Origin of the sequence: Sporolactobacillus putidus, assembly GCF_014647035.1 — a bacterium.
Classification (GTDB): domain Bacteria; phylum Bacillota; class Bacilli; order Bacillales; family Sporolactobacillaceae; genus Sporolactobacillus; species Sporolactobacillus putidus.
In genome coordinates this window covers 110,722-134,939 of record NZ_BMOK01000007.1, presented here as the reverse complement: position 1 = coordinate 134,939, position 24,218 = coordinate 110,722, and the positions used below count along the sequence as shown (strand labels likewise).

28 protein-coding genes are annotated in these 24,218 nt (G+C 47.3%); 3 read left to right on the top strand and 25 right to left on the bottom strand.

The window, feature by feature from the left end; genetic code table 11:
• Positions 1 to 75: 75 nt before the first annotated feature.
• The 21 genes from IEX81_RS09940 to IEX81_RS09840 form a co-directional block, all read right to left on the bottom strand.
• A complete protein-coding gene (locus IEX81_RS09940) occupies positions 76 to 903 on the bottom strand; it encodes a TlyA family RNA methyltransferase (protein ID WP_188802994.1) in 828 nt (275 codons plus the stop codon).
• On the bottom strand, positions 900 to 2,816 hold the full coding sequence (dxs, locus tag IEX81_RS09935) for a 1-deoxy-D-xylulose-5-phosphate synthase (protein WP_188802927.1): 1,917 nt from the start codon (positions 2,814 to 2,816) through the stop codon (positions 900 to 902). Before dxs ends, IEX81_RS09940 begins: the two co-directional genes overlap by 4 nt.
• Before the next feature lie 6 nt (positions 2,817 to 2,822).
• Entirely contained in the window at positions 2,823 to 3,449 is a 627-nt protein-coding gene (locus IEX81_RS09930; protein ID WP_188802926.1) for a hypothetical protein, read from the bottom strand.
• A gap of 710 nt (positions 3,450 to 4,159) precedes the next feature.
• A complete protein-coding gene (locus IEX81_RS09925; protein ID WP_188802925.1) occupies positions 4,160 to 5,044 on the bottom strand; it encodes a polyprenyl synthetase family protein in 885 nt (294 codons plus the stop codon).
• Positions 5,041 to 5,298, bottom strand: a complete 258-nt coding sequence (gene xseB / locus IEX81_RS09920; RefSeq protein WP_268239345.1) for an exodeoxyribonuclease VII small subunit — start codon at positions 5,296 to 5,298, stop codon at positions 5,041 to 5,043. The genes IEX81_RS09925 and xseB overlap by 4 nt, the downstream gene beginning before the upstream one ends.
• Positions 5,282 to 6,646 carry an exodeoxyribonuclease VII large subunit gene (gene xseA, locus IEX81_RS09915; protein WP_188802924.1) on the bottom strand — a complete coding sequence of 455 codons (1,365 nt, stop codon included), beginning with the start codon at positions 6,644 to 6,646 and terminating at the stop codon, positions 5,282 to 5,284. Before xseA ends, xseB begins: the two co-directional genes overlap by 17 nt.
• Positions 6,636 to 7,508 (bottom strand): bifunctional methylenetetrahydrofolate dehydrogenase/methenyltetrahydrofolate cyclohydrolase FolD, encoded by an 873-nt coding sequence (gene folD, locus IEX81_RS09910; RefSeq protein ID WP_188802923.1) that lies wholly within the window; start codon positions 7,506 to 7,508, stop codon positions 6,636 to 6,638. The genes xseA and folD overlap by 11 nt, the downstream gene beginning before the upstream one ends.
• Before the next feature lie 240 nt (positions 7,509 to 7,748).
• Positions 7,749 to 8,138 carry a transcription antitermination factor NusB gene (nusB, locus tag IEX81_RS09905; protein ID WP_188802922.1) on the bottom strand — a complete coding sequence of 130 codons (390 nt, stop codon included), beginning with the start codon at positions 8,136 to 8,138 and terminating at the stop codon, positions 7,749 to 7,751.
• A gap of 200 nt (positions 8,139 to 8,338) precedes the next feature.
• Positions 8,339 to 8,746: an Asp23/Gls24 family envelope stress response protein gene (locus IEX81_RS09900; RefSeq protein WP_188802921.1), complete on the bottom strand. Its 408-nt coding sequence runs from the start codon at positions 8,744 to 8,746 to the stop codon at positions 8,339 to 8,341.
• An 18-nt stretch (positions 8,747 to 8,764) separates the two neighbouring features.
• Positions 8,765 to 10,117, bottom strand: a complete 1,353-nt coding sequence (gene accC / locus IEX81_RS09895) for an acetyl-CoA carboxylase biotin carboxylase subunit (RefSeq protein WP_188802920.1) — start codon at positions 10,115 to 10,117, stop codon at positions 8,765 to 8,767.
• A gap of 13 nt (positions 10,118 to 10,130) precedes the next feature.
• Positions 10,131 to 10,610: an acetyl-CoA carboxylase biotin carboxyl carrier protein gene (gene accB, locus IEX81_RS09890; RefSeq protein WP_188802919.1), complete on the bottom strand. Its 480-nt coding sequence runs from the start codon at positions 10,608 to 10,610 to the stop codon at positions 10,131 to 10,133.
• Positions 10,611 to 10,818: 208 nt separating this feature from the next.
• The gene (locus IEX81_RS09885) at positions 10,819 to 11,352 is read right to left on the bottom strand and encodes a SpoIIIAH-like family protein (protein ID WP_188802918.1); all 534 of its coding nucleotides are present in this window, start codon (positions 11,350 to 11,352) and stop codon (positions 10,819 to 10,821) included.
• A gap of 15 nt (positions 11,353 to 11,367) precedes the next feature.
• The gene (spoIIIAG, locus tag IEX81_RS09880) at positions 11,368 to 12,030 is read right to left on the bottom strand and encodes a stage III sporulation protein AG (RefSeq protein WP_229727555.1); all 663 of its coding nucleotides are present in this window, start codon (positions 12,028 to 12,030) and stop codon (positions 11,368 to 11,370) included.
• Positions 12,027 to 12,668 carry a stage III sporulation protein AF gene (gene spoIIIAF / locus IEX81_RS09875; protein WP_188802917.1) on the bottom strand — a complete coding sequence of 214 codons (642 nt, stop codon included), beginning with the start codon at positions 12,666 to 12,668 and terminating at the stop codon, positions 12,027 to 12,029. The genes spoIIIAG and spoIIIAF overlap by 4 nt, the downstream gene beginning before the upstream one ends.
• Before the next feature lie 10 nt (positions 12,669 to 12,678).
• Positions 12,679 to 13,878: a stage III sporulation protein AE gene (gene spoIIIAE, locus IEX81_RS09870; protein ID WP_188802916.1), complete on the bottom strand. Its 1,200-nt coding sequence runs from the start codon at positions 13,876 to 13,878 to the stop codon at positions 12,679 to 12,681.
• Positions 13,878 to 14,279 (bottom strand): stage III sporulation protein AD, encoded by a 402-nt coding sequence (spoIIIAD, locus tag IEX81_RS09865; protein ID WP_188802915.1) that lies wholly within the window; start codon positions 14,277 to 14,279, stop codon positions 13,878 to 13,880. Before spoIIIAD ends, spoIIIAE begins: the two co-directional genes overlap by 1 nt.
• 14 nt (positions 14,280 to 14,293) lie before the next feature.
• Positions 14,294 to 14,497: a stage III sporulation protein AC gene (spoIIIAC, locus tag IEX81_RS09860; RefSeq protein ID WP_188802914.1), complete on the bottom strand. Its 204-nt coding sequence runs from the start codon at positions 14,495 to 14,497 to the stop codon at positions 14,294 to 14,296.
• 40 nt (positions 14,498 to 14,537) lie between these two features.
• On the bottom strand, positions 14,538 to 15,053 hold the full coding sequence (gene spoIIIAB, locus IEX81_RS09855) for a stage III sporulation protein SpoIIIAB (RefSeq protein WP_188802913.1): 516 nt from the start codon (positions 15,051 to 15,053) through the stop codon (positions 14,538 to 14,540).
• Positions 15,050 to 16,000, bottom strand: coding sequence for a stage III sporulation protein AA (spoIIIAA, locus tag IEX81_RS09850; protein ID WP_188802912.1), 951 nt, complete (start codon positions 15,998 to 16,000; stop codon positions 15,050 to 15,052). The genes spoIIIAB and spoIIIAA overlap by 4 nt, the downstream gene beginning before the upstream one ends.
• 198 nt (positions 16,001 to 16,198) lie before the next feature.
• Positions 16,199 to 16,756, bottom strand: coding sequence for an elongation factor P (gene efp / locus IEX81_RS09845; protein WP_188802911.1), 558 nt, complete (start codon positions 16,754 to 16,756; stop codon positions 16,199 to 16,201).
• Positions 16,757 to 16,904: 148 nt separating this feature from the next.
• Complete coding sequence (locus IEX81_RS09840) at positions 16,905 to 17,429, bottom strand: YqhR family membrane protein (protein ID WP_188802910.1); 525 nt, start codon at positions 17,427 to 17,429, stop codon at positions 16,905 to 16,907.
• Positions 17,430 to 17,668: 239 nt separating this feature from the next.
• On the opposite strand from IEX81_RS09840, the gene IEX81_RS09835 reads away from it, so the two are divergent.
• Complete coding sequence (locus IEX81_RS09835) at positions 17,669 to 18,631, top strand: DUF1385 domain-containing protein (RefSeq protein WP_188802991.1); 963 nt, start codon at positions 17,669 to 17,671, stop codon at positions 18,629 to 18,631.
• 20 nt (positions 18,632 to 18,651) lie between these two features.
• Entirely contained in the window at positions 18,652 to 19,053 is a 402-nt protein-coding gene (locus tag IEX81_RS09830; protein WP_188802909.1) for an SA1362 family protein, read from the top strand.
• Positions 19,054 to 19,132: 79 nt separating this feature from the next.
• Here IEX81_RS09830 and IEX81_RS09825 read toward each other — a convergent pair whose 3' ends face one another.
• Both IEX81_RS09825 and mntR read right to left on the bottom strand, forming a co-directional pair.
• Positions 19,133 to 20,020, bottom strand: coding sequence for a patatin-like phospholipase family protein (locus IEX81_RS09825; RefSeq protein ID WP_188802908.1), 888 nt, complete (start codon positions 20,018 to 20,020; stop codon positions 19,133 to 19,135).
• A gap of 108 nt (positions 20,021 to 20,128) precedes the next feature.
• Positions 20,129 to 20,560 carry a transcriptional regulator MntR gene (mntR, locus tag IEX81_RS09820; RefSeq protein WP_188802907.1) on the bottom strand — a complete coding sequence of 144 codons (432 nt, stop codon included), beginning with the start codon at positions 20,558 to 20,560 and terminating at the stop codon, positions 20,129 to 20,131.
• A gap of 188 nt (positions 20,561 to 20,748) precedes the next feature.
• Here mntR and IEX81_RS09815 point away from each other — a divergent pair, with 188 nt between their 5' ends.
• Entirely contained in the window at positions 20,749 to 21,126 is a 378-nt protein-coding gene (locus tag IEX81_RS09815; protein WP_188802906.1) for a rhodanese-like domain-containing protein, read from the top strand.
• Between the two features lie 258 nt (positions 21,127 to 21,384).
• Here IEX81_RS09815 and gcvPB read toward each other — a convergent pair whose 3' ends face one another.
• Together gcvPB and gcvPA are read right to left on the bottom strand one after the other, a co-directional pair.
• Positions 21,385 to 22,860, bottom strand: coding sequence for an aminomethyl-transferring glycine dehydrogenase subunit GcvPB (gene gcvPB, locus IEX81_RS09810; protein WP_188802905.1), 1,476 nt, complete (start codon positions 22,858 to 22,860; stop codon positions 21,385 to 21,387).
• Positions 22,853 to 24,208 (bottom strand): aminomethyl-transferring glycine dehydrogenase subunit GcvPA, encoded by a 1,356-nt coding sequence (gene gcvPA / locus IEX81_RS09805; RefSeq protein ID WP_188802904.1) that lies wholly within the window; start codon positions 24,206 to 24,208, stop codon positions 22,853 to 22,855. Before gcvPA ends, gcvPB begins: the two co-directional genes overlap by 8 nt.
• Between the last annotated feature and the right edge of the window lie 10 nt (positions 24,209 to 24,218).

Genomic DNA, 24,218 nt, shown 5'->3' with positions numbered 1-24,218 from the left:
TATTTTCTCCTGTTTCCACCTTTTCGTCAATGATCAACTTTGGATATAAAAAAAGAGCAATCTGATTGCTCTTTTTTACTGACCAGATTTAGAAAACGCCCGGTGTGCGCGTTCGACAACTTCCTGGACAGGAACGGCAAGTTTGTTTTCTGCTTTTCCCGCGTCTGAGTTCAAGTGAGCAAGAAATTCAATATTGCCGTCTCCCCCCGTTATCGGCGAGTAATCGAGTCCGAGGACACTGAACCCGGTTTGCGCAGCAAATTGCAAAAGATCGCTCAGGACACGCTCATGGACGTTCGGATCATGAACAACTCCTTTTTTCCCAACTTCGTTTCTTCCGGCTTCAAACTGCGGCTTGATAAGCGCAATAATATCGCTGCCCTGAAGCACAATGTTTTTAAGCGGAGGAAGGATTTTTTTCAGAGAGATAAAAGAAACATCAATCGTCGCGAAATCGGGTGTCCCTTCAGAAAAATCAGCAGGCGTGCAGTAACGGAAATTGGTCTTCTCCATAACGACAACCCGGGCATCATTTCGAAGCTTCCATGCAAGCTGATTGTAGCCGACATCCAGGGCATACACTTTAGCCGCACCGTTCTGAAGCGCACAATCGGTAAATCCGCCGGTTGAAGCTCCTATATCCAGCATCAGTTTACCGCTGACAGTGATCGGAAAAATTTTCAGCGCCTTTTCCAGCTTAAAACCGCCGCGTCCAACATAAGGCATAGGGTCGCCTTTTACGTTCAAAGATACCTCAACATCGATTTTACTGCCGGGCTTGTCGACACGCTGATTGCCTATATAAACCATGCCGGCCATCACCGCGCGCTGCGCTTTTTCCCGGGAATCAAACAATCCTTTCCTGACCAGCAGGACATCCACGCGTTCTTTGTCTTTCATTATGAAGAAACCCTCTGCCGTCCGCTCCCGTCAGCCTTTCGATCCTTGAGCATCTGTTTCGCGAGGGTGCAGACGTGATCGCTTGTCAGGCCAAGTTCTTCAAGCAGTTCCCTGACACTCCCGTGTTCAATAAACCGGTCAGGTATTCCCATGCATTTGATTGCCACATCATTACAGCCGTGGTCATGGTAGAACTCCATGACACTCGAACCGAATCCCCCGGCAAGGGCACTTTCCTCAAGTGTCAGAATCGGCAGCCTGCGTGCTATCAATTTATTTAACATTTCGCTGTCCAGCGGCTTCAGAAAACGGGCATTGACAACAGAAACCTGGATCCCTTCGGACTGTAATTTTTTCGCTGATTCAAGCGCCACCTGGAGCAATGGGCCAAAAGACAAAATACAGATGTCTGATCCTCCTTTGAGCAGTTCCCACTTTCCAATCGGAATCTCCGACGGTTTTTCATCGACAGATACACCGAGACCATTTCCGCGCGGATAACGAACAGCGATCGGACCGTCGTCATATTTAATTGCCGTATAAACCATATTACGCAATTCATTTTCATCTTTGCCCATCATAATGACGATATTCGGCAGGCATCGAAGGAACCCGACGTCAAAGACTCCCTGATGGGTCTCTCCATCAGCCCCAACCAGTCCCGCCCGGTCGACGGCAATGAACACATTCAAATTCTGCCTGCATATATCGTGGATGATCTGATCATACGCACGCTGCATAAACGTCGAATATATGGACAGGACAGGCTTCATATTCTGAGTCGCTAGTCCCGCGGCAAATGTGGCCGCGTGCTGCTCCGCTATTCCGACATCAAAAAGCCGGTCGGGAAATTCTTTGGCAAATCCTTCCAGCTTCGAGCCAACAACCATCGCCGGCGTGATGACAACGATACGGTCATCCGTTCGCGCAAGATCCTGAAGTGTGTCGTTGACAACCTTGCTGTATGAGGGGGCCGATGTTACAGGCTTGATAAAAGCACCCGATTCAATCTTATAAGGACCCGGCCCGTGCCAGGTACCTACTGCATCCATTTCCGCCGGCTTATAGCCTTTTCCTTTCTGTGTCAGAACATGAATCAGAACCGGGCCCTTCCTTTTTTTGGCAAAATTTAAATTATCAATCAACGCGCTTATATTATGGCCGTCTACAGGACCAAGATATGTGATCCCCAGTTCTTCAAAAAAAACACCGGAAACAAGCATATATTTTAGTCGGTCCTTTACTCTTTCTGCAACAGAGGCAAGCTTCCCGCCAAAAGCAGGTATTTTTTTCATCAAATACTCTATATCCTCTTTTGCACGGTTGTACTTTTGAGCGGATCTCATACGGTTAAGCATGTTATGCAGTGCGCCGACATTCGGTGCAATCGACATTTCATTGTCGTTTAATACAATGATCAAATCTCTTTTTTGATGGCCAATATCGTTCAGCGCTTCCAGAGCCATGCCGCCGGTCAGCGCGCCGTCACCGATGATCGCAATAACATCGAAGTGCTCCTTTTTCAAATCTCTGGCCACAGCCATGCCGAGGGCCGCGGAAAGTGACGTAGAACTGTGACCTGTTTCCCAGACGTCGTGTTTGCTCTCGTTCCGTTTTGGGAAGCCGGAAAGGCCTTTATATTGCCTCAGCGTGTCAAAATTATCTCCTCTTCCGGTCAAAATTTTATGCACATAGGATTGATGACCGACATCCCAGATCAATTTGTCTTTAGGGCTGTTGAACACACGGTGAAGAGCCAGCGTCAATTCGACGACACCCAGATTAGGCGCAAGATGCCCGCCCGTCTTGGAAAGTTTATGAATCAGGAAGGATCGTATGTCTTCCGCGAGACCATTCATTTGTGCAACTGACATTTTTTTTAAGAATTTCGGGTTTTTTATAGATGTCACATCCATGATTCATCACACACCTTTTTTATCCTTTCTTTTTCTTGCCCTGCCATGTTTCTTATTGTTCATAAAGCTCATGATTGGGATATGAAGGTGATTTTCTGCAAAGTAAATCACATAGCCGGCATTGTATATAATTTTCGTCGCATTGTTGATCGCAAAAGTTTTCCCTAGCGCCTTAACGAAAACAGTCAGTGCCGCTACAATGCATGTAAGCACAACAGATATGACGTATTCATTCAGCTTTTTATTCGTGTCCGAAAGAAGAATAACCATTTCAGTCACTACTACGGAAACAGCCGTCCCGCTCAGAATCGCATTGATATCACCAATCACATCAGTACAAAATGTGTTGACACGATCAGCATTTTTCGTCAGCCAAACCGCATATTTGGCTCCACTCAGCCCTTTCGAAGCCATCGAGTGAAAGGGGGTTTCACTTGAGGCCGTGGCGGCGACGCCAACAATATCAAAAAACAATGCGATCAAGATAATGGCTAATATAACCGTTATCCCGCCGATAACACCAACACGACTTAGTACAGCGGTTGCAATAATTGAAAAAATAGCCGCTAGCACGAGCGTGATAACGGCTAAGGGCAAAGCCCATTTTAAAGAGTTTTTAATTTCGCTTTTCATTCATTAACAATCCTATTCAGTACTTTATCAGTTTATGTAAAGCAGGAGGCCATTTGAAAAGTAAACATTGCGGCTTAGGTCCAGTAGGTTTTCCCGCCAAGTCACCCGATGTTGCCATTCAGGCAGTTTCCTTTTACAACTCAGCCGGTGCTGTCACCAAACACCGAACTGGAACGCCACTCAGACCGCACTCTAATCCTTTTCAAATGTTGCATGGTGCAAACAGTCTAGGAGATTTCCTCAAACACTCTTAATACTCTGTTCTATCCTCTTTTGCAGAATTGATTTCAAGGAAGCACTCACTTATAACGCCGGCCAAGCATTACAAGTTGTGTGTTGCTCCTATCCCCTCTTTTCCACTCAAGGCAGGCTACGCTGTTCGCTTTTCTACAATGAGTACTAACGAGACAGGTTTTCCACATAATTATATTGCTAAAAAAGCAAACAACGTTACGTGTCTCCACGAGCGCAGGGTCTTCGCCCACATGCCGTTGCGGATCGCCCTACGCTCTTTACTCCCAGAGCCAACCCAAAGCTGGGCGCCTTAAGCCGACCCCAGGAACTTCATCGATGTGCCCTTTGACGGATTTTTAGCCCCGTCTTCAAACAGATTAGAGCGACTAGAATACTGTACCACCTGCATCTTATACATTTATAATTTTAACATATATTTATCATTTTCTCAAACAAACTTCAAGTTTGTTTTGTGTTCAGAAGGTTCGGTTTAAAATAAATGCGGCAATTTGGGCAAGCAAACTATTTTCAAAACCGGATTTGCGTAAAAACACGACTGCCCGGTCAACATGGTCGGCCATTTTTTTCTTTGCCCCTTCAAGTTCGAGCAGGCTGACATATGTATTTTTATGATTGTTGAGATCGCTTCCGACCGGCTTGCCCAGTTCTTCTTCATTTCCTATAATGTCAAGAATATCATCGCCGATTTGAAAGGCGAGACCAAGGTGATCGGCATACCCGGTCAAAGAATGCGTCTGCTGTTCCGTTGCGCGTGCGATCACAGCCGCCGCTTCCAAAGGAAATCCTACAAGCCTTCCTGTCTTCCGCCTGTGAACTGACATCAGCTGCTCTAAAGTCAGAACTTTCTCTTCAGCTTCCAGATCATCTTCCTGGCCGCCGACCATCCCCTCAGGCCCTGCAGCACTGGCAAGCAAGGCGACCAGTCTGCTCTTGATATCTCCATCAAGTGCGGGATCCGAAGCTATGATCTGAAAGGCAAAGGTCAGCAGGCCGTCTCCTGCCAGTATAGCTGTCGCCTCTCCGAACATTTTATGATTGGTCGGTTTCCCCCGTCTCAAGTCATCATTATCCATCGCCGGCAAATCATCATGAATCAAGGAGTACGTATGCACCATCTCCAGTGCAATCGCTGTTGAAAGCCCTTTGTCTTCACTTTCTCCCAAGGTGTTCAGGGCTGCAAAAAGAAGAATCGGGCGGATACGTTTTCCCCCCGCCATCAGTGAATAAAGCATGGACTCTTTCAGTTTGCCGGGAATGGACGTCTCCTGTAAGAAAAGCGGAAGCTGACTGTCAATCCAGGCTTTTTTTTCATGCATATAGGCGTCCAGCTGCAAGGTCATTCCTTATCATCTCCCTGAACAGAGAACGGACGGGCTTCGCCGCTGCTGTCAATCAGCTGATCCATTTTCTTTCCGACAATTTCTAGTTTTTCATGGCAAAGTTTGGAAAGCGACATGCCTTCCTGAAACAAGTCGATCGCTTTTTCAAGAGGAACGTCATTTTCTTCAAGCTGCCGGACAATCATTTCCAGTTTTGTCATTGCTTCTTCGAAAGTCGGCACAGCGTTCTTATCCGTCTCACTTGCTTCGTTCACTTTCTTTCGCCTCCTCAATTCCCCAAATCTGACAATCTATTATGCCGTCATGCATCTGAACAGTTAACGGATCTCCGGGCGAGACCTCTTCGACTGATTTAACCAATTGTTCATGCTGATTATACGCTAGATTATATCCGCGCGCCATAATCCTGAGCGGGCTGAGCGCATTCAGCTGCAAAACCATCCGTTCAAAACCCGCGTTTTTTTCTTTGAGAAAACGATTAAAAGACTGGATCAGGTGCCTTGAATGTTCCTGAAGCAATTTTCGGGAACGGTCGAGCATGGCAGCCGGTCGATTATTGCTCAGCAGCCGATCCGCCAGAACAAGCTGATCCCCTTTGCCATTCAGAAGCCGCATCATTGCTTTCCGCAGATGCTCGGTCATTTGATCCCGCTCCTGTTCTTTCTGAAGAATCAGCTGTCCCGGATATTTAAAAGCATAGGCCTGCATGATCTGGTTTAAACGGTCTGTTTCCCGAACCAGTCTCGCTTCCACGGATTTCTCCAGCCTGCCGGATAAATTATCAATACGCCTCCCGAGTTCCTGCCTGTCCGGAACGACAAACTCGCCTGCCGCAGTCGGCGTGGGTGCACGTCTGTCCGCTACAAAATCCGCTATGGTAAAATCGGTTTCGTGACCGACGGCAGAGATGACCGGAAGCCGCGACTGAAAAATCGCTTCTGCGACGATTTCTTCATTGAAAGCCCAAAGATCCTCTATCGAACCTCCACCGCGTCCGACAATAAGGACGTTGAGATCTTTCATTCTGTTGGCCTGCCGAATGGCTGCGGCTATAGACGGGGCGGCATCAGCTCCCTGAACAAGCACGGGAAAAACGGTAAGTCTGGCCGCAGGAAATCTTCGCTTGATTGTTGTGAACAGATCTCTTATTACAGCCCCGGTTGGTGACGTGACAATGCCGATTTCATAGGGAACCTCAGGCAGCGGCTTCTTCCGTGACGGGTCAAACATACCGAGCGCCTCAAGCTTTTTTTTCAAAGCTTCAAAGGCCAGAAAGAGCCGCCCAAGCCCACCCTGTTCCATTTCTCTAATATAGATTTGATATTCTCCATAGGGCTCATAGAGAGAAATCGAGCCCTGAACAAGCACTTTCATTCCGTCCTCAGGCTCAAAGGCCAGATTTTTTGCGTTGCCGGCAAACATCACAGCGCGTATACGGGCGGTTTTATCTTTAATGGTCATGTACAGGTGTCCGCGTGAATGTCTTTTAAAATTCGAAATTTCACCCTTCAGCCATACGTCCTGCAGCTCGCCGTCTGATTCCATCAATTGTTTAATATAGCGCGTCAGTCTGGTGACGCTGATATAGCGGTCACTTAGCATGGGGTTCCCGTTCCATGAAAAAGTTCCGCGCAGCCTTCAGGGTATTTTCCAGCAGCATAACACGGGTCATCGGCCCAACACCTCCGGGAACGGGCGTTATGAAGCTTGCTTTCTCCTTGGCTTCTTCAAATTCAACATCCCCGACAAGTCTGCCAGCGGCATTACGATTCATGCCAACATCAATCACTACAGCTCCCGGCTTAATATCTTCTGCGCTGATCAGGCCCGCATGCCCGACCGCAACCACAAGAACATCCGCTTGTTTCGTGTACTGGGCAAGAGGCGTCGTCTTTGAATGACAGATGGTCACGGTCGCATTGTGGTTAAGGAAAAGCAGAGAGGCCGGTTTGCCGACGATATTGCTCCTCCCGACAATGACGACGTGTTTTCCGGCAATTTGCACGTTCACTGCCTGAAGCATTTCAATAATGCCCGCCGGTGTGCAGGGCACGAAGCTGTCCTGACCAGTCATCATTTTGCCCAGACTGATCGGATGAAAACCGTCAACATCCTTGGCCGGGCTGATGGTCTGAATGACTTTCCGCTCCGATATTTGTTTCGGGAGCGGTAATTGGACAAGAATACCGTGAATCGAATCCTTTTCATTCAGTTTCCTGATTTCGTCAAGCAATTCCGCCTCTGAAACCGATTCCGGAAATCGAACAAGTTCTGAATAAATTCCGACTTCCTTGCAGTCTCTGATTTTTCCCTTCACATATGACTGGGACGCCGGGTTTTCTCCGACAAGGATAACTGCCAGTCCGGGAACCATGCCTTCAGATTTCAACTTTTCAACCGTCGCTTTCATCGCAAGCCGCTTTGCACCTGCGATGCCTTTTCCATCAATCAGTTGTGCCGTCATATTACCATGCCGCCTCTCTGGGATCGCTAATGAAGTTGTTAAAAATAGAGAAAAATTGTTCCATTCGGCTCAATTCCAAAAAAATTCTGCCGATGATCTCGCTTCGGTAAAAAAGCCGCGCCGAAAACGTGATTTTAAAAAACCGGGAATAACGGGAACTGTACAGATGCAGTTTTTGTCGCCAAACCGCATCCGTGGTATGACGTTTATCGGAAGTTATTTTTGTGCTTCATGTCCCCCTCATATTTCCTTGGAAATGCCGGACAATACCCCGTTTACAAATCTTCGGGTCTCTTCATCGCTGTATTTTTTGCAAAGTTCAATAGCCTCATTTATAGTCACTGTCTTTGGAACATCGTCAAAGTAAAGCATTTCGCAGACCGCAAGACGTAAAATTGTTTTGTCAATGTTCCCAATACGATCAAATGACCAATGGACGAGATGTTTGCCGATGAGCCGGTCTATTTCTTTCTCATGAGCAACCGTTTCATTCAGCAGGCGGTCAACAAACGGGTCGACCGGCTTGCTGTCTGTTTTAACAGCCTCAATTGCTGTTTCCCTGTCCGTATCACTCAGCGTGATTTGAAACAGTGCCTGGAGCGCCATTTCCCTTGCCTGTCTTCGATTCATCCCTTACTCCCTCTCTGTGTTCTATTAGCTTCATCATAGCATAAACGGTCATTTTATCAGACCGTTAATTGGGGATCCGCAAGTGTCTTCACACCGGTCAGGCTTTCTCAGCATCTTTTCGTGCACAAGGCCCCGCCGCAGATTCTCCTTCACAATACGGAAAGAAGCAAAGGGCCCCTTCCGCTTCTCCCCTTTGCTTCTCAATAGTCTTCGGGCATTTTCTTGTCCTTCTGATCAAAACGAATACCGACGACGTGAATCTTGATCTCATGGATGTCCAGCGCTGTCATACGTTTCAATGTCTGAGCGATATTTTCCTGAACCTTTTCTGCCACTTCAGGAATCGATACGCCGTAATTCATGGCCAGCTGAACATCAATGACGATGCCTTCGTCCGTCAGATCCACCTTAACGCCCTTGCGATAATTTCTTCCGCCGAGTTTTTCAACGACGCCGGCAGCAAAATTTCCGTGCATATCGCTGACACCGACAACTTCAACCGCTGCAAGACCCGCAATGACTTCGATGACTTCAGGAGAAATTTCAATCTTGCCCAGATCGTCCTGTTGTTCCTCGACTTCGACCGGCCGATTTTCGTTTTCAGACATATGTTCACACCTCCATAGTTAACTTTGCTCGTTCAGAGGATATTTTTTAAGAAACTTCGTATTGAATTTGCCGCTCGTAAAAACAGGATGATTCAAAAGGCGCAAATGAAAGGGAACCGTAGTGTCAATTCCCTCAATGACATATTCTCCAAGGGCACGTTTCATGATTGCGATCGCGTCATCCCGAGTTTTGCCGTATGTGATCACCTTCGCTACCATTGAATCATAGTAGGGCGGAATAAAATAGCCTTGATAAACAGCTGAGTCAATCCGAACTCCGGGTCCGCCCGGCGGAAGATAAGTTTCCACGCGTCCTGAAGACGGCATAAAGTTTTTCTCCGGGTTCTCCGCATTGATCCTGCATTCGATCGCATGTCCGGTTAAATGAATATCTGCCTGTTTAACGGAGAGCGCCTCTCCGGAAGCAATTCTGATCTGTTCTTTGATGAGATCTACGCCTGTAACAAATTCCGTAACGCCATGCTCGACCTGAATACGCGTGTTCATTTCCATGAAATAAAAGGAACCGTCCGGCTCATAGATAAACTCAATGGTCCCTGCTCCGGTATAATGAACGGCCATAGCAGCCTTTACCGCAGCCTCTCCCATTTCCTGCCGCTTCTTTTCCGTCAGCGCCGGTGAAGGGGACTCTTCCAGAAGCTTCTGCAGACGTCTTTGCACGGTACAGTCGCGTTCTCCCAGGTGAATTGTATGGCCTTGCTTGTCCGCAAGTATCTGGATTTCAACATGACGAAAGTCTTCAATATATTTTTCAATATAAACTCCGGGATTACCGAAAGACGTATCGGCTTCCTGCTGAGTAATTGCAATCCCGTGACGCAGTTCCTGCTCGTTCTGAGCAACACGGATACCTTTTCCTCCGCCTCCTGCCGTCGCTTTGATCAGCACCGGATAACCAATATCGCCGGCTATTTTCACACCCTCTTCGACGCCGGCAATCACACCGTTTGAACCGGGTACCACAGGGACACCGGCGTTTTTCATGGTCTGTTTGGCCACATCCTTGATACCCATCTTACTGATCGCTTCGGCAGGGGGACCGATAAAGATCAGCTTGCACTCCTCGCACATTTCAGCAAAGTCGGCATTTTCCGCAAGGAATCCGTATCCCGGATGAATCGCGTCACAGCCCGTCAGCGAAGCGACACTGATGATGTTTGTAAAGTTTAAATAGCTGTCTTTCGCTGCATTTGGCCCGATACAGTAAGCTTCATCAGCCAGCTGCACATGAAGCGCTTCTTTATCTGCCTGTGAGTAAATGGCAACTGTTTCTATATTCAATTCTTTGCAAGCGCGGATAATCCTAACCGCAATTTCTCCTCTGTTTGCTACAAGAACTTTTTTTATCATGAACGACGGCTCCTTAATCTTCCTTAACCAGGAATAACGGCTGGCCATATTCAACAAGCTGGCCGTCTTCGGCAAGTACATCGACAATGGTGCCATTAACTTCCGCTTCGATTTCATTGAAAAGTTTCATCGCCTCAACGATACAGACGACCGTTGTTTTGTCGATCTTGGAGCCCTTTCTGACAAAAGGCTCCGCATCGGGAGAGGATGCAGAATAAAATGTACCGACCATCGGAGCCGTAATTTTGTGAAGCGAAAGATCGGAATCCTGCCCGCTTGCCGCTTCACGGGCCGGAACGGTCTCTGAAACGACCGCCGGCTGAACCTGAGGCGCCAAAGCGGCCTGCAAAACCGGCTGCACAGCCGGTTTTCCTGAAGCCGCAACAATTTTCCGCAAAGTAATCTTTGTGTCCTCCGACTCAAATTTCAACTCGCTGATTGAAGATGCATCCATCTCCTTCATTAAAGCCTTGATATCTTCAATACTTAACAAATTCAGCACTCCCTTGTCCCAACCGCTTTCGTTTAATTATATCATATCCTCATTTATTGCTCGAACCGTGCGGAGGACTGATAAAATCAAGCGGTAATAATATTAAATAATGACTCTCTTTTTTTCAAAAGAAAACTGCTGCGTCCGTCCGCAACAGTCTCTATTGTACCTAATTCTGTTCAAAAAATCTTCAAATTCATTCATTTTCTTACTTTTTTTGACCCAATGCGTAACTGACACTGACTACCCTTCCCGAACCAAGATACTGGTCGGCAAGCCTGATCATCGCGTTTGCCTGTTGATCAGTCAGCTTGTTTTCCTCAACAAAAATCTGAACCTGGTCTCCGCTTGTTTTGACGACAGCATTTTTAAATCCCTTCGCTTGAATGACATCTTCAAGCATCATTTCATTATTTGCCAGTGTGTTCATCGATTTTATCGCGTCATAAGCCGCGCTGACGTCAGACGGGGAGCTTTTTCCCGACGCGATGACGCTTTGATATTTCTGCTCCTGCTGATTTCTTTCATCCGCTTTCTGAAGCTCGATCTCAGCCAACTTATTGTCAACAGCACTCACAGATGCGGACGGCTGGCCTTTCCCTGCTGTCACTTGTTTTGAAGGAGTTGCCACGCCTGGAGAAGCACTGTTGGACGGCTGGCCGGGAGAGGTCAGCGCATAGACTGAGAGTACAACGATTAAACTGAGCATGGTCAGCAACCAAATAGTTTGTTTCTTCAACATATTTAAACTGCCTCCTCATTCACTTTTTTGCAAGACCTTGACTTTATAAGAAGGTATGTCCAGAACCGTCGCAACGGCATCCATGATTCTTACTTGAGTAGCCGGCTGATCCGCGCCGCGGGCCACGACAATCACGCCGCGGACAGTCGGCTGTTCTTGTCCGATAACCACGGGTTCCTTGACTCCGTTTTTGTCTACCATAACGACTTGGCTGTCCTGACTATGGTCGTTAACCTGGCGCGTTCCTCCTTTTTGATCGGTCTCTTTTGTCTGGTTGTCCTGCGTTCTGACGTTATTCTGGTATATTTTTTTCTCTGTCGAAGAAAATGTCACCATTACGGAAACATCTGAAACACCTTGGATCTGCTGCAGAATGTCTTTCAGATTTTGGTCAACGTAAGATTCATATTTTTCAATTGGAGTCAAGGTGGCCTGACTGAGATTTGATTTTATTTCCGATAAGCTTTTTGCATCCTGGCTGTTAAACACCGGGCTGCCGGCCGCTTTATTCGTTCCCTGATTTCCGGATAAAATCTTGCTGCCTGCAAGAAGGGCAATCCCGATCACGGCAATGATCCCCAGTCTGATAAGCATCTCTTTCTGTGTTTTCACACGTTTGCCGTTTCCGCTCCGTTCACTGTCAAGCCACTCTTTCAGTTTCATCATCCAGTGCTTCACGGAACTGAACCTCCTCCTTCCATGTGAAGTGTGATGAGATTTTTATCAATCTCCCACCGTCCGGCAAGGAAGGAGCGAATCTTCTCGATCTGAGTGTTTCCCTTTGAAGGTCCCTGATCAGGCGTTTGCCGGCCCACTCTGATGGACACTTCCTTAACGGGCCGGACAGCCTGGACCGAGGGGGGTGAGGTATTGCCCGGATTTCCCGTCTTTTCAAGGACCACTGTGACGTTCTGAAGCAGCAGGCCCTGCTTGCCTCCTTGCTTCGCGGATAATGCCAGATCCTTGATGCTCATTCCGTACTGCTGATTCAACTCCTCCTTCACAAGATCCTTCATTTGGACAGCTACTTGTTCTTGAATATATGCCGTTTGCGAGCTTTCTATCTCTTTTTTTTGTCCAACTGTTTCATTTTGTATCTGAACGTTTCCTTGGCCGGTCTTCAACCCGCGGATGAGATCGACAGGATCCAGCTGAAACAGACGGATAACCGGATCCATAAGCGCCACGATCAGAACCAGCCCGACCACGAACTTCACGTATCTCTGGAAACTGCGGGCCGGGAGCAGGAGCTCCAGAATCACGGCAAAAAGAACGATCAGGACCAGCTGCGAGACCCACTCTCCGAGATAATTCATTGATGCCCCCCTAACGAACCATCAAAGAAAGATTTCCTGAAGTTATGATAATAGTCAGGGCAAGAAAGAACATGAGCGACACGATGGCAAGCGCTGAAAACAGATAGAGCATGCTTTTCGCCATGATGCCGAGGCAGTCAATGACCGGTCCCCCTCCGAGAGGCTGAAGAACCGCCGCGGCAACGTTGTAAATAAAAGCGAGAGACAGGACTTTAAGAAGCGGAAAAACTGTGATGCAGAACAGGATCAGCAGACCGGCAATGCCGATTGTGTTTTTTAACAGGACGGAGGCTCCGATCACCGTGTCCGCAGCCTCAGTAAACATGCGTCCGACGACAGGAATAAAGTTGCCTGTAAAAAATTTGGCCGATTTGACCATCAGACCGTCGGAGATTGCCGTAGCCGCTCCCTGAACGGACATGACTCCTAGAAAGACGGCAAAAAATGCGGCAAGCGTGAACACGGCAACATTTTTCATGAAATCGCCAAGTTTGGTTAATTTATAATGGTCCGATAAAGTGCTGACAATACCTAGCAAGGCGGACATAAACAGCAGCGGCAGGACAAATTTGGAAACCAGCCAGCCTGCGGCGTTAACTAGAAAGATGATCAGAGGATGAAATAAGGTAACTGTGGCGGCCCCTCCTGCGGCAGCTGTCAGTGCAAAGATCAGAGGAATAAGAGCAATAAGGAACTGGCTCATCGCGCTAACCGTCCCTGTAATGTAGCCGATTGCCACTTTGAAACTGTTGAGCAGCAGAATCAGCAAAACCAAGGTGACAACCATATAGGCCACCTTTGATACCGTTTTGTTCTCAAAAGCGGACTGGATTGCCTGAAGCAGAGTGGAAAAAATAGAAAGCAGAATCAGTGTACCAAGCAGTTTGCTATTGACAAGAAGCTCATTCAGGAAAAAATGAAGTAATCCATCAAACAGCTTGTTCACAAATCCCTGTTTGTTCGAACGGATAAAACTCTTAAAATCAGGATCGCTTTCAGGGAGAAATCCGTGATAATCATTCACCACTTTGTTCCAGTACGTTTCGATCTGTCCCGTGTCGATTTTGTTCAGCTGAGTGTCCGACCATTTTTGCGGCGTGTCTTCCGGCTGAACAGCGAAAACAGGAACTCCCTGCAACAAAACACAGAGCGCAGCAAAAACGCTCAGCAGCAGCTTCCCAAAAAAAGCCTTTTCCCGTTTTTTCAGCATTACCCTCCCCCCACTTGCGGCATAAGATTCATTACGGTCTCAACAATCGATGTCATTATCGGAATCGCCATGACCAGAATGACGACCTTCCCGGCCAGTTCAATCTTGCCGGCCAAAGCGCCCTGCCCTGCATCCTTGGCGATCTCCGCGCCAAAATCCGAGATATAAGCAATGCCGATGATTTTCAGAATGGTAGCCACGTAAACGTTATTCAAATGGGCGGTTTCCGCCATTTTGCTGAGCATATTCAAAATGAGCTGAATCTGATCGACAAGCATGATAAAAATGATGATGCCGGCAATCATGGACAGCAAAAGAGCGAAAACAGGATTTCTTTCCTTCAGGATGAGTACGAGAAATGTGACCGCCAATCCCAAACCGACGATTTGCAGAATATCCATCGCCTTGTCCTTCTCTACATGAAAAGAAACACATTTTTTATTTTGTCGAACAGATTGCCGATCAGAGTGGCAGCCATGTAAAGAATTACAACGAACCCGATCAGCGTGACCCACTGTGCCCAGTCGTCTTTACCCATCTGTTTAAGAACCGTCTGGATCATGGCGACAATGATGCCGATGCCGGCAATCTGAAAAATTGTGTTGACGTCCAGTGGCATAAGGCCCCTCCTCTCCTGCAGGTGAAATCCGCCATTTTATTCAAATGAAAAGAAGCACAAGCAGTAACCCGGCCAGAAAGCCTAAATTTCTCATCAATTTCTCGTTGGCCGCTTGAGCATTCCGTGCTTCCGACTCTTCTCGCTCGAGATGGGCCAGCGCTAGTTGAATATGTTTCTTTTGGTTTTCCGTATCCTGAGTGCCTAATGTCACTCCGAATTGAAGAAGAATTTCTTTCTCCGCTTTTTTTAGTGAAGTCTCCGGCCAAAATTGTTCAACGCTCTCCTCCCAGGCCTTCTGAAGGGTTGGACTGTCTGTCCTCATTTTCTTTTGGAGCCGGTAGAAAAATGAAGCAACCGGCTTGGGGAGTTGGCTGGAGAGGTGACCGGCCAGCTCTTCAATCGGCACGCGGCCATATACGATTTCCGCTTCTATGGATTGCAGCGCAGAACGCCATTGTCTTATCTCTCTCGGACGATTGCGGTATTTTCGGGCAATCAGCATCCCTGATGCCGTCGATGCAAACAGAATCATGCATGCTCCAAGAATATGAATCATTCCCATCTTTCCTCCGCTGACACGATCGATCTGCCGAGTTTATCATAAACTGTAAATCTGCAGCCTGATTTCCCAGTTCTCTTGAGCCTCGAGAGGATGATGTACCTTTCAAAAAGCTTCGAGTCAATCAATGGCCTGAGGGACGGCCTCCCGCTCAATTGTTCGAGTGTCGAACCGTGAGCAGTGGCCATAACGGTCACACCTGCATTCATCGCTTCGAACAACGCCTCTGTATCATTTTTCCGTCCAATTTCATCGACGATCAAAACATCCGGACTCATGGATCGGATCATCATCATCATGCCTTCAGCCTTCGGGCAGGCATCAAGAACATCCGTCCGATCTCCAAGCCTGTTCTGAGGAATGCCTGCAACACATCCTGCGATTTCCGAGCGTTCATCCACAATTCCGGTTTTTTGTGCGGCTATATATCTTTCAGAGATACCCTCGCTGATCATCCGCGCCAGATCACGAAGCAGTGTTGTTTTCCCGGTCTGGGGCGCTCCGACGATCAGTGAACTCTTCCAGTGTCCGCTCCAATAAAGATAGGGGACAAGCGGAAGTGCGGCCCCTATCTTTTGCTTTGCAAGCCGGATATTGAAAAATGTCACATCACGAAGGCGCAGAACATGCCCGTTTTCTGTGATTACGTGTCCCGCAAGCCCTATTCTGTGGCCGCCCTGAACCGTAATGAAACCGCGCCTCAGCTCTTCTTCCAATGCATAAAGCGAATATTTTCCTATTTTCTGAAGCATTTCTCTCGCTTGTTCCGGCTGAAAAACCGGCATTTCACCGTCCGGAGCCGTCCGGATCGCGCCGGACACAATCAGTTCCAGCGGCCGGCCGGTTCTGCATCGGATCTCTTCAAGGTTCTTCTTCTCCTCTTCGGGCATCTCCAGAATCACTTTTTGAAAAGATTCAGGTAAAAAAGACAAAACTTGTTTCATTGCGGACCACCTGCTTTTGACTTCTAGAATGGTAAGCCTGTCACTGTTTGAGCGTCATCCGGCGTTTCCCGATAATCGGCCGAGCTCCTTTTCCAAATATATGCGAGCCTGCAGGCAATATGCTTTATCCCTCCCTCCCCTTGAAAAGCAAAAAAAATAAGCATCCTCCGAAGAAGATGCTTACCTATCTTTATTAAATCAGGCACGGGAGACATAGAGACCCGAGCGTGTGTCAATGACAAGTTTGTCTCCTTCATTGACAAAAAATGGAACACTGACCACGTATCCCGTTTCCATAGTTGCAGGTTTCGAACCGCCTGAAGCCGTATCGCCTTTGATACCGGGCTCCGTCGACGCCACTTCCAGTACAACCGTATTCGGTAGAGCGACGCCGAGCGTTTCACCCTGATAGGACTGGATATTGACTTCCATGTTTTCTTTAAGGAAGTTCAGCTGTTCTTTAATCTGGCTCGCATCCAGATCCAGCTGTTCAAAAGTCTCCATATCCATAAAAGTATAAGCTGAGCCGCTTGAATACAGGAACTGCATCTTGCGGTTGTCAATCCGGGCGGCATTTACCTTTTCTCCTCCGCGGAACGTTTTTTCCTGAATCGCTCCCGTCCGAAGATTTCTTAGCTTGGAACGTACAAAAGCCGCTCCCTTCCCCGGCTTTACATGTTGAAATTCAATGACGGATAGTATATCCCCATCGACCTCAATTGTTAAACCTGTACGAAAATCATTGACTGAAACCATCGTCTTCCTCCTTTTAAATTGCGCCCCACGTGACACAAGACGGGAATCCCCGATGCTTGACGTTATTCATATAATTGCGGAAACACGCGTTCAACCGGCGTTAACAAGCCGGCTGAGCCGAAGCCACTTTAAACATTTTACCACAGCGCTATTCATTTGAGTAGTTCTCGGAGTTTGAATTTTCCTCAATTTCAAAAGCAATCGAATAACCGATAAAAAGTCCATATAATACATAGAGACACAGCGTGGTCGTCAGTGTGTTCCAGCCGATTTTTTTAAGCGGTGGGAGGCCCGGAAGTAAGGGCTGCGCCGCAAAAAAGACGATCGTCCAAAGAAAAATTCCGGAAACGATGCCTACCCAGATCGTTTTGAACCTGCTGAGTGTAAGCTGATAGAGAAGAGCGAAAGCAATCGAGATCAAACCAATGCAGGCAATCGCTAAAAACTGTCCGTAAAGATGATTTTTCCAGGATCCTAAAGGAAGAGGGGCAAAGAGAAGAGAAGGACCGACTTTTGAGAAATTCAGTAACTGACAGACAAGCGCAGCAGAACTCCAGATCAGTCCGCCGAAAACACCAATTACGGAAGCTCGCCCAATTGATTTTCCCAGATTTTTTTTGTTGTTGTTTTTCTCTGTCTTCTCTTTTTTCGTTTTTTTTATCCGTCTTGCCATCTTAAATCCCCTCATTAGTCTGCTTTAGTTTTTTATTATGCCCAGAGAATGGGCGTTCATGAGCCCAAGTACACGATAAAATGATAAAACTTGTATAGGACGCCGGTTTAATGTGCAAAACTATTTTTGAAAATGGGCCGCCAACCTAGAGGTTTTAAGCCAATTCGGGTAGAATATTATTAGTAGAGGTAAAATGCTTGCCTTCTCCATTAATTTTTAGAATCGGGCTGATCATGATCATGGCAAAAAGTCTTCCTGGATACGGCGGTCAGGCGGTTATTGAAGGTGTAATGATGGGTGGAAAATATACGACTGTCACCGCCGTTCGCAGAACAGACCATTCGATAACTTTTTTTGAATGTCCAAAAAAAGAATATCCGTCACTGATACTTTTCAAGAAAATCCCTTTTGTGCGTGGCATTTTCGCTATTTTTGAAGCGAGTGCAATCGGAACAAAACACTTGAACTACGCTTCCGGGGTTTATGAGAAAGATCCGGATACTGCTGAAGGGGCAGATGCTGCGGATGAAAACCCGAAGAAGTCTCACGGGCTTGGAGCCATTCTCGGTCTGACTGCAATCGGCGTTCTCTCCTTTCTCTTTGCAAAATTCGTTTTCACGCTTGCTCCCGCAATTGCAGCGAGTTTTTTTGAACCTTTCATCAGGGGCGGTGCCGGGCAGGTCTTACTCGAAGGATTTTTTAAAATTGTGCTGCTTTTAGGCTACGTTTATTCCATTTCTCTGACTCCTATGATGAAGCGGCTGTTTCAATATCATGGAGCAGAGCATAAAGTAATTAATACATTTGAGAACGGTGCCGCTCTTACGGTAGAAAATGTGAGAAAGCATTCAAGATTTCACTACCGCTGCGGATCCAGTTTCATTCTCTTTACAGCGGTCATCAGCGTATTTCTTTATTTCTTTGTTCCGACCGACCCGCTCTGGCTTCGCCTTGTTTTTCGCCTGATCCTGATACCGGTGGATCTGGGACTTGCGTACGAGATTCTAAGGTTCACAAACAAGGTACGCCACATTCCTGTTCTTCGCTGGCTCGGCTATCCGGGGCTCTGGGTGCAGCTCCTCACGACAAAGGAACCCGACGATGACCAAATAGAGGTGGGTATCCGGGCTTTCGAACAGATGCGGCTCAGCGAAGCCGCCATGGAAAAAAACAAACACGTGCTTGTTCATCAAGTGCTTTAATCTTTTGGAGGTGAATGTCCGTGAAAACGTTCCTGTATTCCCTTGTGTTCTTTCTGATCGTTGCCCTCGGACTTTTCGGCTTGCTCGCTTCTTTCCTGAACAACTCGACTGCCCTTCTCATCCAGCTGCTGATTATTGCCGCCGTTGCCGCCGCAGGACTCTTTTTTTTCCGGCGTCTTGCAGGCGGATCCGGGAATGGAGAACGCGCCCGCTACAGAAAAGCAGCGAAACAGTCTATGAGACGCCACAAGCTGTCTGTGCTGGGCCGAAAGGTTCGCGGCATTCATCCGTCAAAACTGAAAGTCATCTCGAACCGATCCCGCAAATTGAGGGAAGTTTCCCGTCAGTCGACAAAAGATCATGGCCACCTCACTGTGATTGACGGGAAAAAGAACAAAAAGAAGAAACGGGTGCTGTTCTGATGATGGTGTTTAAAGACAGCCGAGAGACCCAAAAAAGGAGAGAAGATGGCCCTTCTCTCTTTTTCTGTTGATCTCTATGCTAATACGACCACTTTTTCAGAAATCGGCCCGTTTCTTCGGCTCCGATCTTGAAAAGCCGTTCCCTCTCACTCCGAGAAATCTGAAAGTCTTTTGTATTTACCTTATCTACAGGAATAAAAACAATATTTGACCCCTTCAATTTCTCAATCGTTTTTTCATCGTGTGCCTCGCGCATTGCGGTGAACAATCCGTGAAACAGATCCGCTGCATTCTTTATTTTTCTAGGACTCTCGGCATAGGGTTCCCTGCCGAGAGTCTGTAAACCAATGAACGGACGAACAGGCAGTTCATTCTCTGTATCAAAGATCCAGAGCGGAAAATTACTCAGAATACCGCCATCCACCATTAATGATCGCTCACCGTTTCCGTCAAATAATGAAATCGGCTCAAAAAAGAACGGGAGCCCGGCACTCATCCGAACCGCTCTGGCTACAGAAAAAGAACCGGGATCCATTCCGTATTCCTTCAGATCGTCTGGAAAAACTACCATTTTTCCCTTAGACACATCGGATACGATAATTTTCAGCGATCCCTCGGGAAGATCTGAAAAATTTGCGATCCCTTTTGCGGAAAGCAGTTTCACCAGCCACTTTTCGAGGGAATCGCCACTATAAAGTCCCATCTTAAAATAGATTTTGAACCATTTGTAGAATGGAAAAACAATCCGGTCGGGCGCCTCGAGCAGCCGATCCGGATTTAATTGTTCCATGACCCTTTTCATCTCCGCCGAAGAATATCCGGCCGCAAGCAGTGCTGCCACAATTGCTCCGGCACTCGTCCCAGCCGCTCTTTTAAATTGATATCCGGACTGCTCAAGCACATCCAGGGCTCCTACGAAGGCAAAACCTTTGACACCTCCACCTGAAAATACGATATCTATCCACATGGATTTTGCCTCCTTTTCCATATTACATTAAATGACGGAATTAAAAAAAAGAGACCGGAAGTGTAAGTTCTTCCGGCCATTTTTGCTCAAAATCTGTTTATTTTTTGTTTACTCGTCGAGCTCTTCATTTCTTTCCTTAATTTCAAACAGTTGGTCAACCCGTTTCGGATCCTCTTCAAAATACTGAACAACATCACCGATCCGGTCAATCGAGTCCCAGCTAAGGTGATGTTCAATTCCTTCGACATCCTTATAAACATTCTCATCATGAACACCGATCAGCTTCAGAAAATCTTCAAGAAGCTCATGCCTGTAGACAAGACGCTTGCCCATCTTTTTGCCCTTCGGCGTCAAAATGAATCCCCGATATTTTTCGTAGACAAGATACTGATCCTTATCCAATTTCTGCACCATCTTGGTCACCGAAGAAGAATGGACATCAAGCGCCTCGGCAATATCGGAAACCCTTGCGTAACCTTTATCTTGTATCAGCCAATAAATCCGTTCAATATAGTCTTCCATACTTGGAGTAGGCGACATCATGTCTCCCCCTAACAAACACCCATTATCGCTCTTTTCATGTTACTATAACAGCGCTTAAAATACAAGAACATCAAAGTTTCATGAGAAATACACACCACCGCCTCAGCTTGTATGCTTTGTCCGCTTTCAAAATAAGTCTCAAAAAGCTATAATGAACTTGAAATCGGTTGGGGGGAAGAGTAGATATGGGTTGGATTTTACTAATTGTCATGGTGGCTGCTTATTTAGCCTACACTTTTATGGCAAGATACTTGCAGCGCAGATATCTTACAACTTTAAGCGAAGTTGATTTTCGGGCCGGATATCGGAAAGCTCAGCTGATTGATGTCCGTGAACCTGATGAATTCAAGAACGGCCATATTCTTGGCGCCAGGAATATTCCGCTGTCTCAGCTGAAGATGCGCAAATCGGAAATTCGCAGCGACATGCCGATTTACCTCTATTGTGCGAACGGTGTCCGGAGCGCAAGAGGTGCGGCGATCCTGAAAAGACTGGGCTTTAAAGATCTTTATCAGCTTCAGGGCGGTTTTAAAAAGTGGGATGGAAAAGTAAAGAAAGACTGAAAACGGATGATTCATCCCTATTATCCGGAGGCCGTTCAGCTGTATAGAAGCAATGATATCATTAATTTTATAATTCGATTCTTGCATCATAACTGAAAAATGGACTAACCTTTCGGAGAGAGCTAATGGGATTCCGTGTATCATCTTGGAATCTTCCCTGTTCGTATTTTCCGTTTCCTGAAAAAAAGCGTCTGCCTCAGAGCAGACGCTTTTTCATCATCATTTCCATCCCATCGTACCAGCCTGTTTCTCACAGGATCATTCCGTGTCCAGAGGGTTCTTGTAGCGTAAAACCGGGTGCCTTGCCGCCTGCGTCTCATCCAGTCTCCTTAAGACCGTGCTGTGCGGGGCCTCCTGGACAATCTGAGGGCGGCTCTCGGCTTCATGGCTGATCTCAATCAGATGATCAGCAAATGCGTCAAGTGTTTCCTTCGATTCTGTTTCCGTCGGTTCAATCATCATTGCCTCATCAACAATCAAGGGGAAATAGATTGTCGGCGGGTAATAGCCGAAATCGAGGAGACGTTTCGCCATATCCAGAGTCCGTACACCCAACTTCTTCTGACGGCTGCCAGAGAGAACAAATTCATGTTTGCAGAATTGTTTGAAAGGAACCTCAAAGTTTCCCGAAAGACGTTTTAATAAATAATTTGCATTCAGAACGGCATCCTTTGAAACCTGACCGAGGCCCTTTCCGCCCATTGTCCTGATGTAGGCATAGGCCCGGACATTAATTCCGAAATTGCCGTAAAAAGCTTTCACACGGCCTATAGACAAGGGCCGGTCATTGTCGAAACCATAACTTCCATCTTCTTTTTTAATAATAAGCGGCTTTGGAAGGAATGGAGTCAGCTCTTTCTTTACGCCTACCGGTCCCGAACCCGGTCCGCCGCCGCCATGAGGGCCGGTGAATGTCTTGTGCAGATTCAGGTGCACGACATCATAGCCCATGTCGCCCGGACGGGTCACACCCATGATGGCATTCATGTTCGCCCCATCATAATAGACTTTTCCTCCCGCTGCATGCACAATTTCCGCTATTTCCTGAATATGGGTCTCAAAAAGGCCAAGTGTGTTTGGATTCGTCAGCATCAGCGCAGCCGTATTTTCGTCAGCTACGCGTTTCAGGTCTTCCAGGTCAACCAGACCGTTCTCATCAGATTTGACGGTCACCGCTTCAAATCCGGCAACCGAAGCCGACGCCGGATTCGTCCCATGAGCCGTATCCGGTATAATCACCTTAGTCCGCTTGCTGTCATGGTTTGCTTCATGAAAAGCCCGGATAATCATCAGACCCGTCCATTCGCCATGCGCTCCCGCTGCAGGCTGCAGCGTCATTTCGTCCATGCCGGTGATTTCTTTCAGGTTCTCCTGCAGCCGAAAGAGCAGTTCAAGAGCGCCCTGAACTGTTTTCTCGTCCTGATAAGGATGAATTTTTGCCAGTCCGTCAAGTCGGGCAACCACTTCATTGACTTTCGGATTATATTTCATGGTGCACGATCCGAGTGGATAAAACCCGTTATCCACACCAAAATTCCGTTTGGACAGTGCCGTGTAATGCCGAATCAGCTGCAGCTCGGAAACCTCCGGCAGCTCCGGTTCCGTTTTGCGAAGATAATCCTTTTCAATCAGTTCATAAACCGGTTTTGCCGGAACATCCAGTTCGGGCAGGCTGTAAGCAATGCGATCTTTTTTGGACTGCTCAAATATAAGCGGCTGATTTTCATTAGCCATGAATAATCCCCTCCAGAACTTTGGCAAATTCGTCAATCTCTGTTTTTGTCCGCATCTCGGTTACCGCGACCAGCATTTTGTTATTAAGGTTATCCGATTGGCGCCCAAGATCATATCCGCCAATAAAACCTTTTTCCAAAAGCTTGTTGTTTATCTCGCGCACCGATTTCCCGCAGTCGATCACAAATTCATTGAAAAATGATCCGGCTGTTTCTACTCGAATACCGAGGCTTTTAAATAAATCGGAAGCATAGTGCGCTTTCTGAACGTTTTGTTCTGCGATTTCGCGAATACCTTTTTTCCCGAAAGCGGCCATTGCCACGGATGATGCCAGTGCATTAAGCGCCTGGTTGGAGCAGATATTTGATGTCGCCTTATCACGACGAATATGCTGCTCGCGGGCCTGAAGGGTGAGAACATAACCGCGCCTTCCTTCCTCATCAACCGTTTCACCGACAAGCCTTCCCGGAACTTTGCGGATCAGCTTTTCCGTCACCGCAAAGAAACCGCAGTGCGGCCCGCCGAAAGACTCGGACAGACCGAGCGGCTGACAGTCGCCGACGACAATATCCGCTTGAAGGGCTCCGGGAGGCGTCAACAGTCCGAGCGCGAGTGGATTACTGGAAACAATCAGATGGATTTTCCCTACTGAGTGAGTCAATGATTCAATCTCTTTAAGGGGTTCAATCTGCCCGAAAAAGTTCGGATATTGGACAATTACACAGGCCGTTTTGCCGTCTATTGCCTGACTGAGCGACTCAAGATCGGTTGTTCCTTGTTTGACAGGCACGGTAACCACTTCCAGATGCCTGCCGCGTGCATAAGTGTTCAGCACCTGACGATATTCCGGATGTACCGCCTCTGAAACGATCACTTTCGTATTGTGGGTTGCTCCGCTGCTGAGCAGAGCGGCTTCAGCAAGCGTCGTCGAGCCGTCATACATGGACGAATTAGCCGCGTCCATTCCTGTCAGTTCACAGATAAGTGTCTGGAACTCAAAAATTGCCTGAAGTTCCCCCTGCGACACTTCCGGCTGGTAAGGTGTATAAGCCGTGTAAAATTCCCCACGCGAAATCACGCTGTCCACGACCGAAGGAATATAATGATCATAAACACCCGCCCCCAAGAAAGAAGGGATATCACTCGTTGAAACGTTCTTCTTTGCCAGTTCAGAAAAAAAACGGATGAGTTCCAGTTCTGACAGGGCTTTCTCCGTTTTAAGCTCTCCTTTAAAACGGATATTCTCAGGAACGTCTGAAAAAAGTACTTCTTCAGAATCTGCGCCGATTGTTTTCAGCATGGCCTTTCGGTCATCTTCCGTAATCGGCAGGTAGCGGAAATCTGCCATCAAAATTGCC

Excerpts from the sequence above, each read along its gene's own strand:
- IEX81_RS09835 (WP_188802991.1), top strand. The coding sequence starts at position 17,669 with ATGGCAAAAAGTCTTCCTGGATACGGCGGTCAGGCGGTTATTGAAGGT.
- IEX81_RS09925 (WP_188802925.1), bottom strand. The coding sequence starts at position 5,044 with ATGACCTTGCAGCTGGACGCCTATATGCATGAAAAAAAAGCCTGGATT.
- IEX81_RS09815 (WP_188802906.1), top strand. The coding sequence starts at position 20,749 with ATGGGTTGGATTTTACTAATTGTCATGGTGGCTGCTTATTTAGCCTAC.
- spoIIIAD (WP_188802915.1), bottom strand. The coding sequence starts at position 14,279 with ATGGATATTCTGCAAATCGTCGGTTTGGGATTGGCGGTCACATTTCTC.
- spoIIIAA (WP_188802912.1), bottom strand. The coding sequence starts at position 16,000 with ATGAAACAAGTTTTGTCTTTTTTACCTGAATCTTTTCAAAAAGTGATT.
- spoIIIAE (WP_188802916.1), bottom strand. The coding sequence starts at position 13,878 with ATGCTGAAAAAACGGGAAAAGGCTTTTTTTGGGAAGCTGCTGCTGAGC.
- IEX81_RS09900 (WP_188802921.1), bottom strand. The coding sequence starts at position 8,746 with ATGTCTGAAAACGAAAATCGGCCGGTCGAAGTCGAGGAACAACAGGAC.
- IEX81_RS09930 (WP_188802926.1), bottom strand. The coding sequence starts at position 3,449 with ATGAAAAGCGAAATTAAAAACTCTTTAAAATGGGCTTTGCCCTTAGCC.
- IEX81_RS09825 (WP_188802908.1), bottom strand. The coding sequence starts at position 20,020 with ATGTGGATAGATATCGTATTTTCAGGTGGAGGTGTCAAAGGTTTTGCC.
- xseA (WP_188802924.1), bottom strand. The coding sequence starts at position 6,646 with ATGCTAAGTGACCGCTATATCAGCGTCACCAGACTGACGCGCTATATT.
- spoIIIAC (WP_188802914.1), bottom strand. The coding sequence starts at position 14,497 with ATGCCACTGGACGTCAACACAATTTTTCAGATTGCCGGCATCGGCATC.
- spoIIIAB (WP_188802913.1), bottom strand. The coding sequence starts at position 15,053 with ATGATTCATATTCTTGGAGCATGCATGATTCTGTTTGCATCGACGGCA.
- spoIIIAF (WP_188802917.1), bottom strand. The coding sequence starts at position 12,668 with ATGAATTATCTCGGAGAGTGGGTCTCGCAGCTGGTCCTGATCGTTCTT.
- efp (WP_188802911.1), bottom strand. The coding sequence starts at position 16,756 with ATGGTTTCAGTCAATGATTTTCGTACAGGTTTAACAATTGAGGTCGAT.
- folD (WP_188802923.1), bottom strand. The coding sequence starts at position 7,508 with ATGACGGCACAACTGATTGATGGAAAAGGCATCGCAGGTGCAAAGCGG.
- IEX81_RS09840 (WP_188802910.1), bottom strand. The coding sequence starts at position 17,429 with ATGGCAAGACGGATAAAAAAAACGAAAAAAGAGAAGACAGAGAAAAAC.
- gcvPB (WP_188802905.1), bottom strand. The coding sequence starts at position 22,860 with ATGGCTAATGAAAATCAGCCGCTTATATTTGAGCAGTCCAAAAAAGAT.
- dxs (WP_188802927.1), bottom strand. The coding sequence starts at position 2,816 with ATGGATGTGACATCTATAAAAAACCCGAAATTCTTAAAAAAAATGTCA.
- nusB (WP_188802922.1), bottom strand. The coding sequence starts at position 8,138 with ATGAATCGAAGACAGGCAAGGGAAATGGCGCTCCAGGCACTGTTTCAA.
- gcvPA (WP_188802904.1), bottom strand. The coding sequence starts at position 24,208 with ATGGCAGATTTCCGCTACCTGCCGATTACGGAAGATGACCGAAAGGCC.
- mntR (WP_188802907.1), bottom strand. The coding sequence starts at position 20,560 with ATGTCGCCTACTCCAAGTATGGAAGACTATATTGAACGGATTTATTGG.
- IEX81_RS09885 (WP_188802918.1), bottom strand. The coding sequence starts at position 11,352 with ATGTTGAAGAAACAAACTATTTGGTTGCTGACCATGCTCAGTTTAATC.
- accC (WP_188802920.1), bottom strand. The coding sequence starts at position 10,117 with ATGATAAAAAAAGTTCTTGTAGCAAACAGAGGAGAAATTGCGGTTAGG.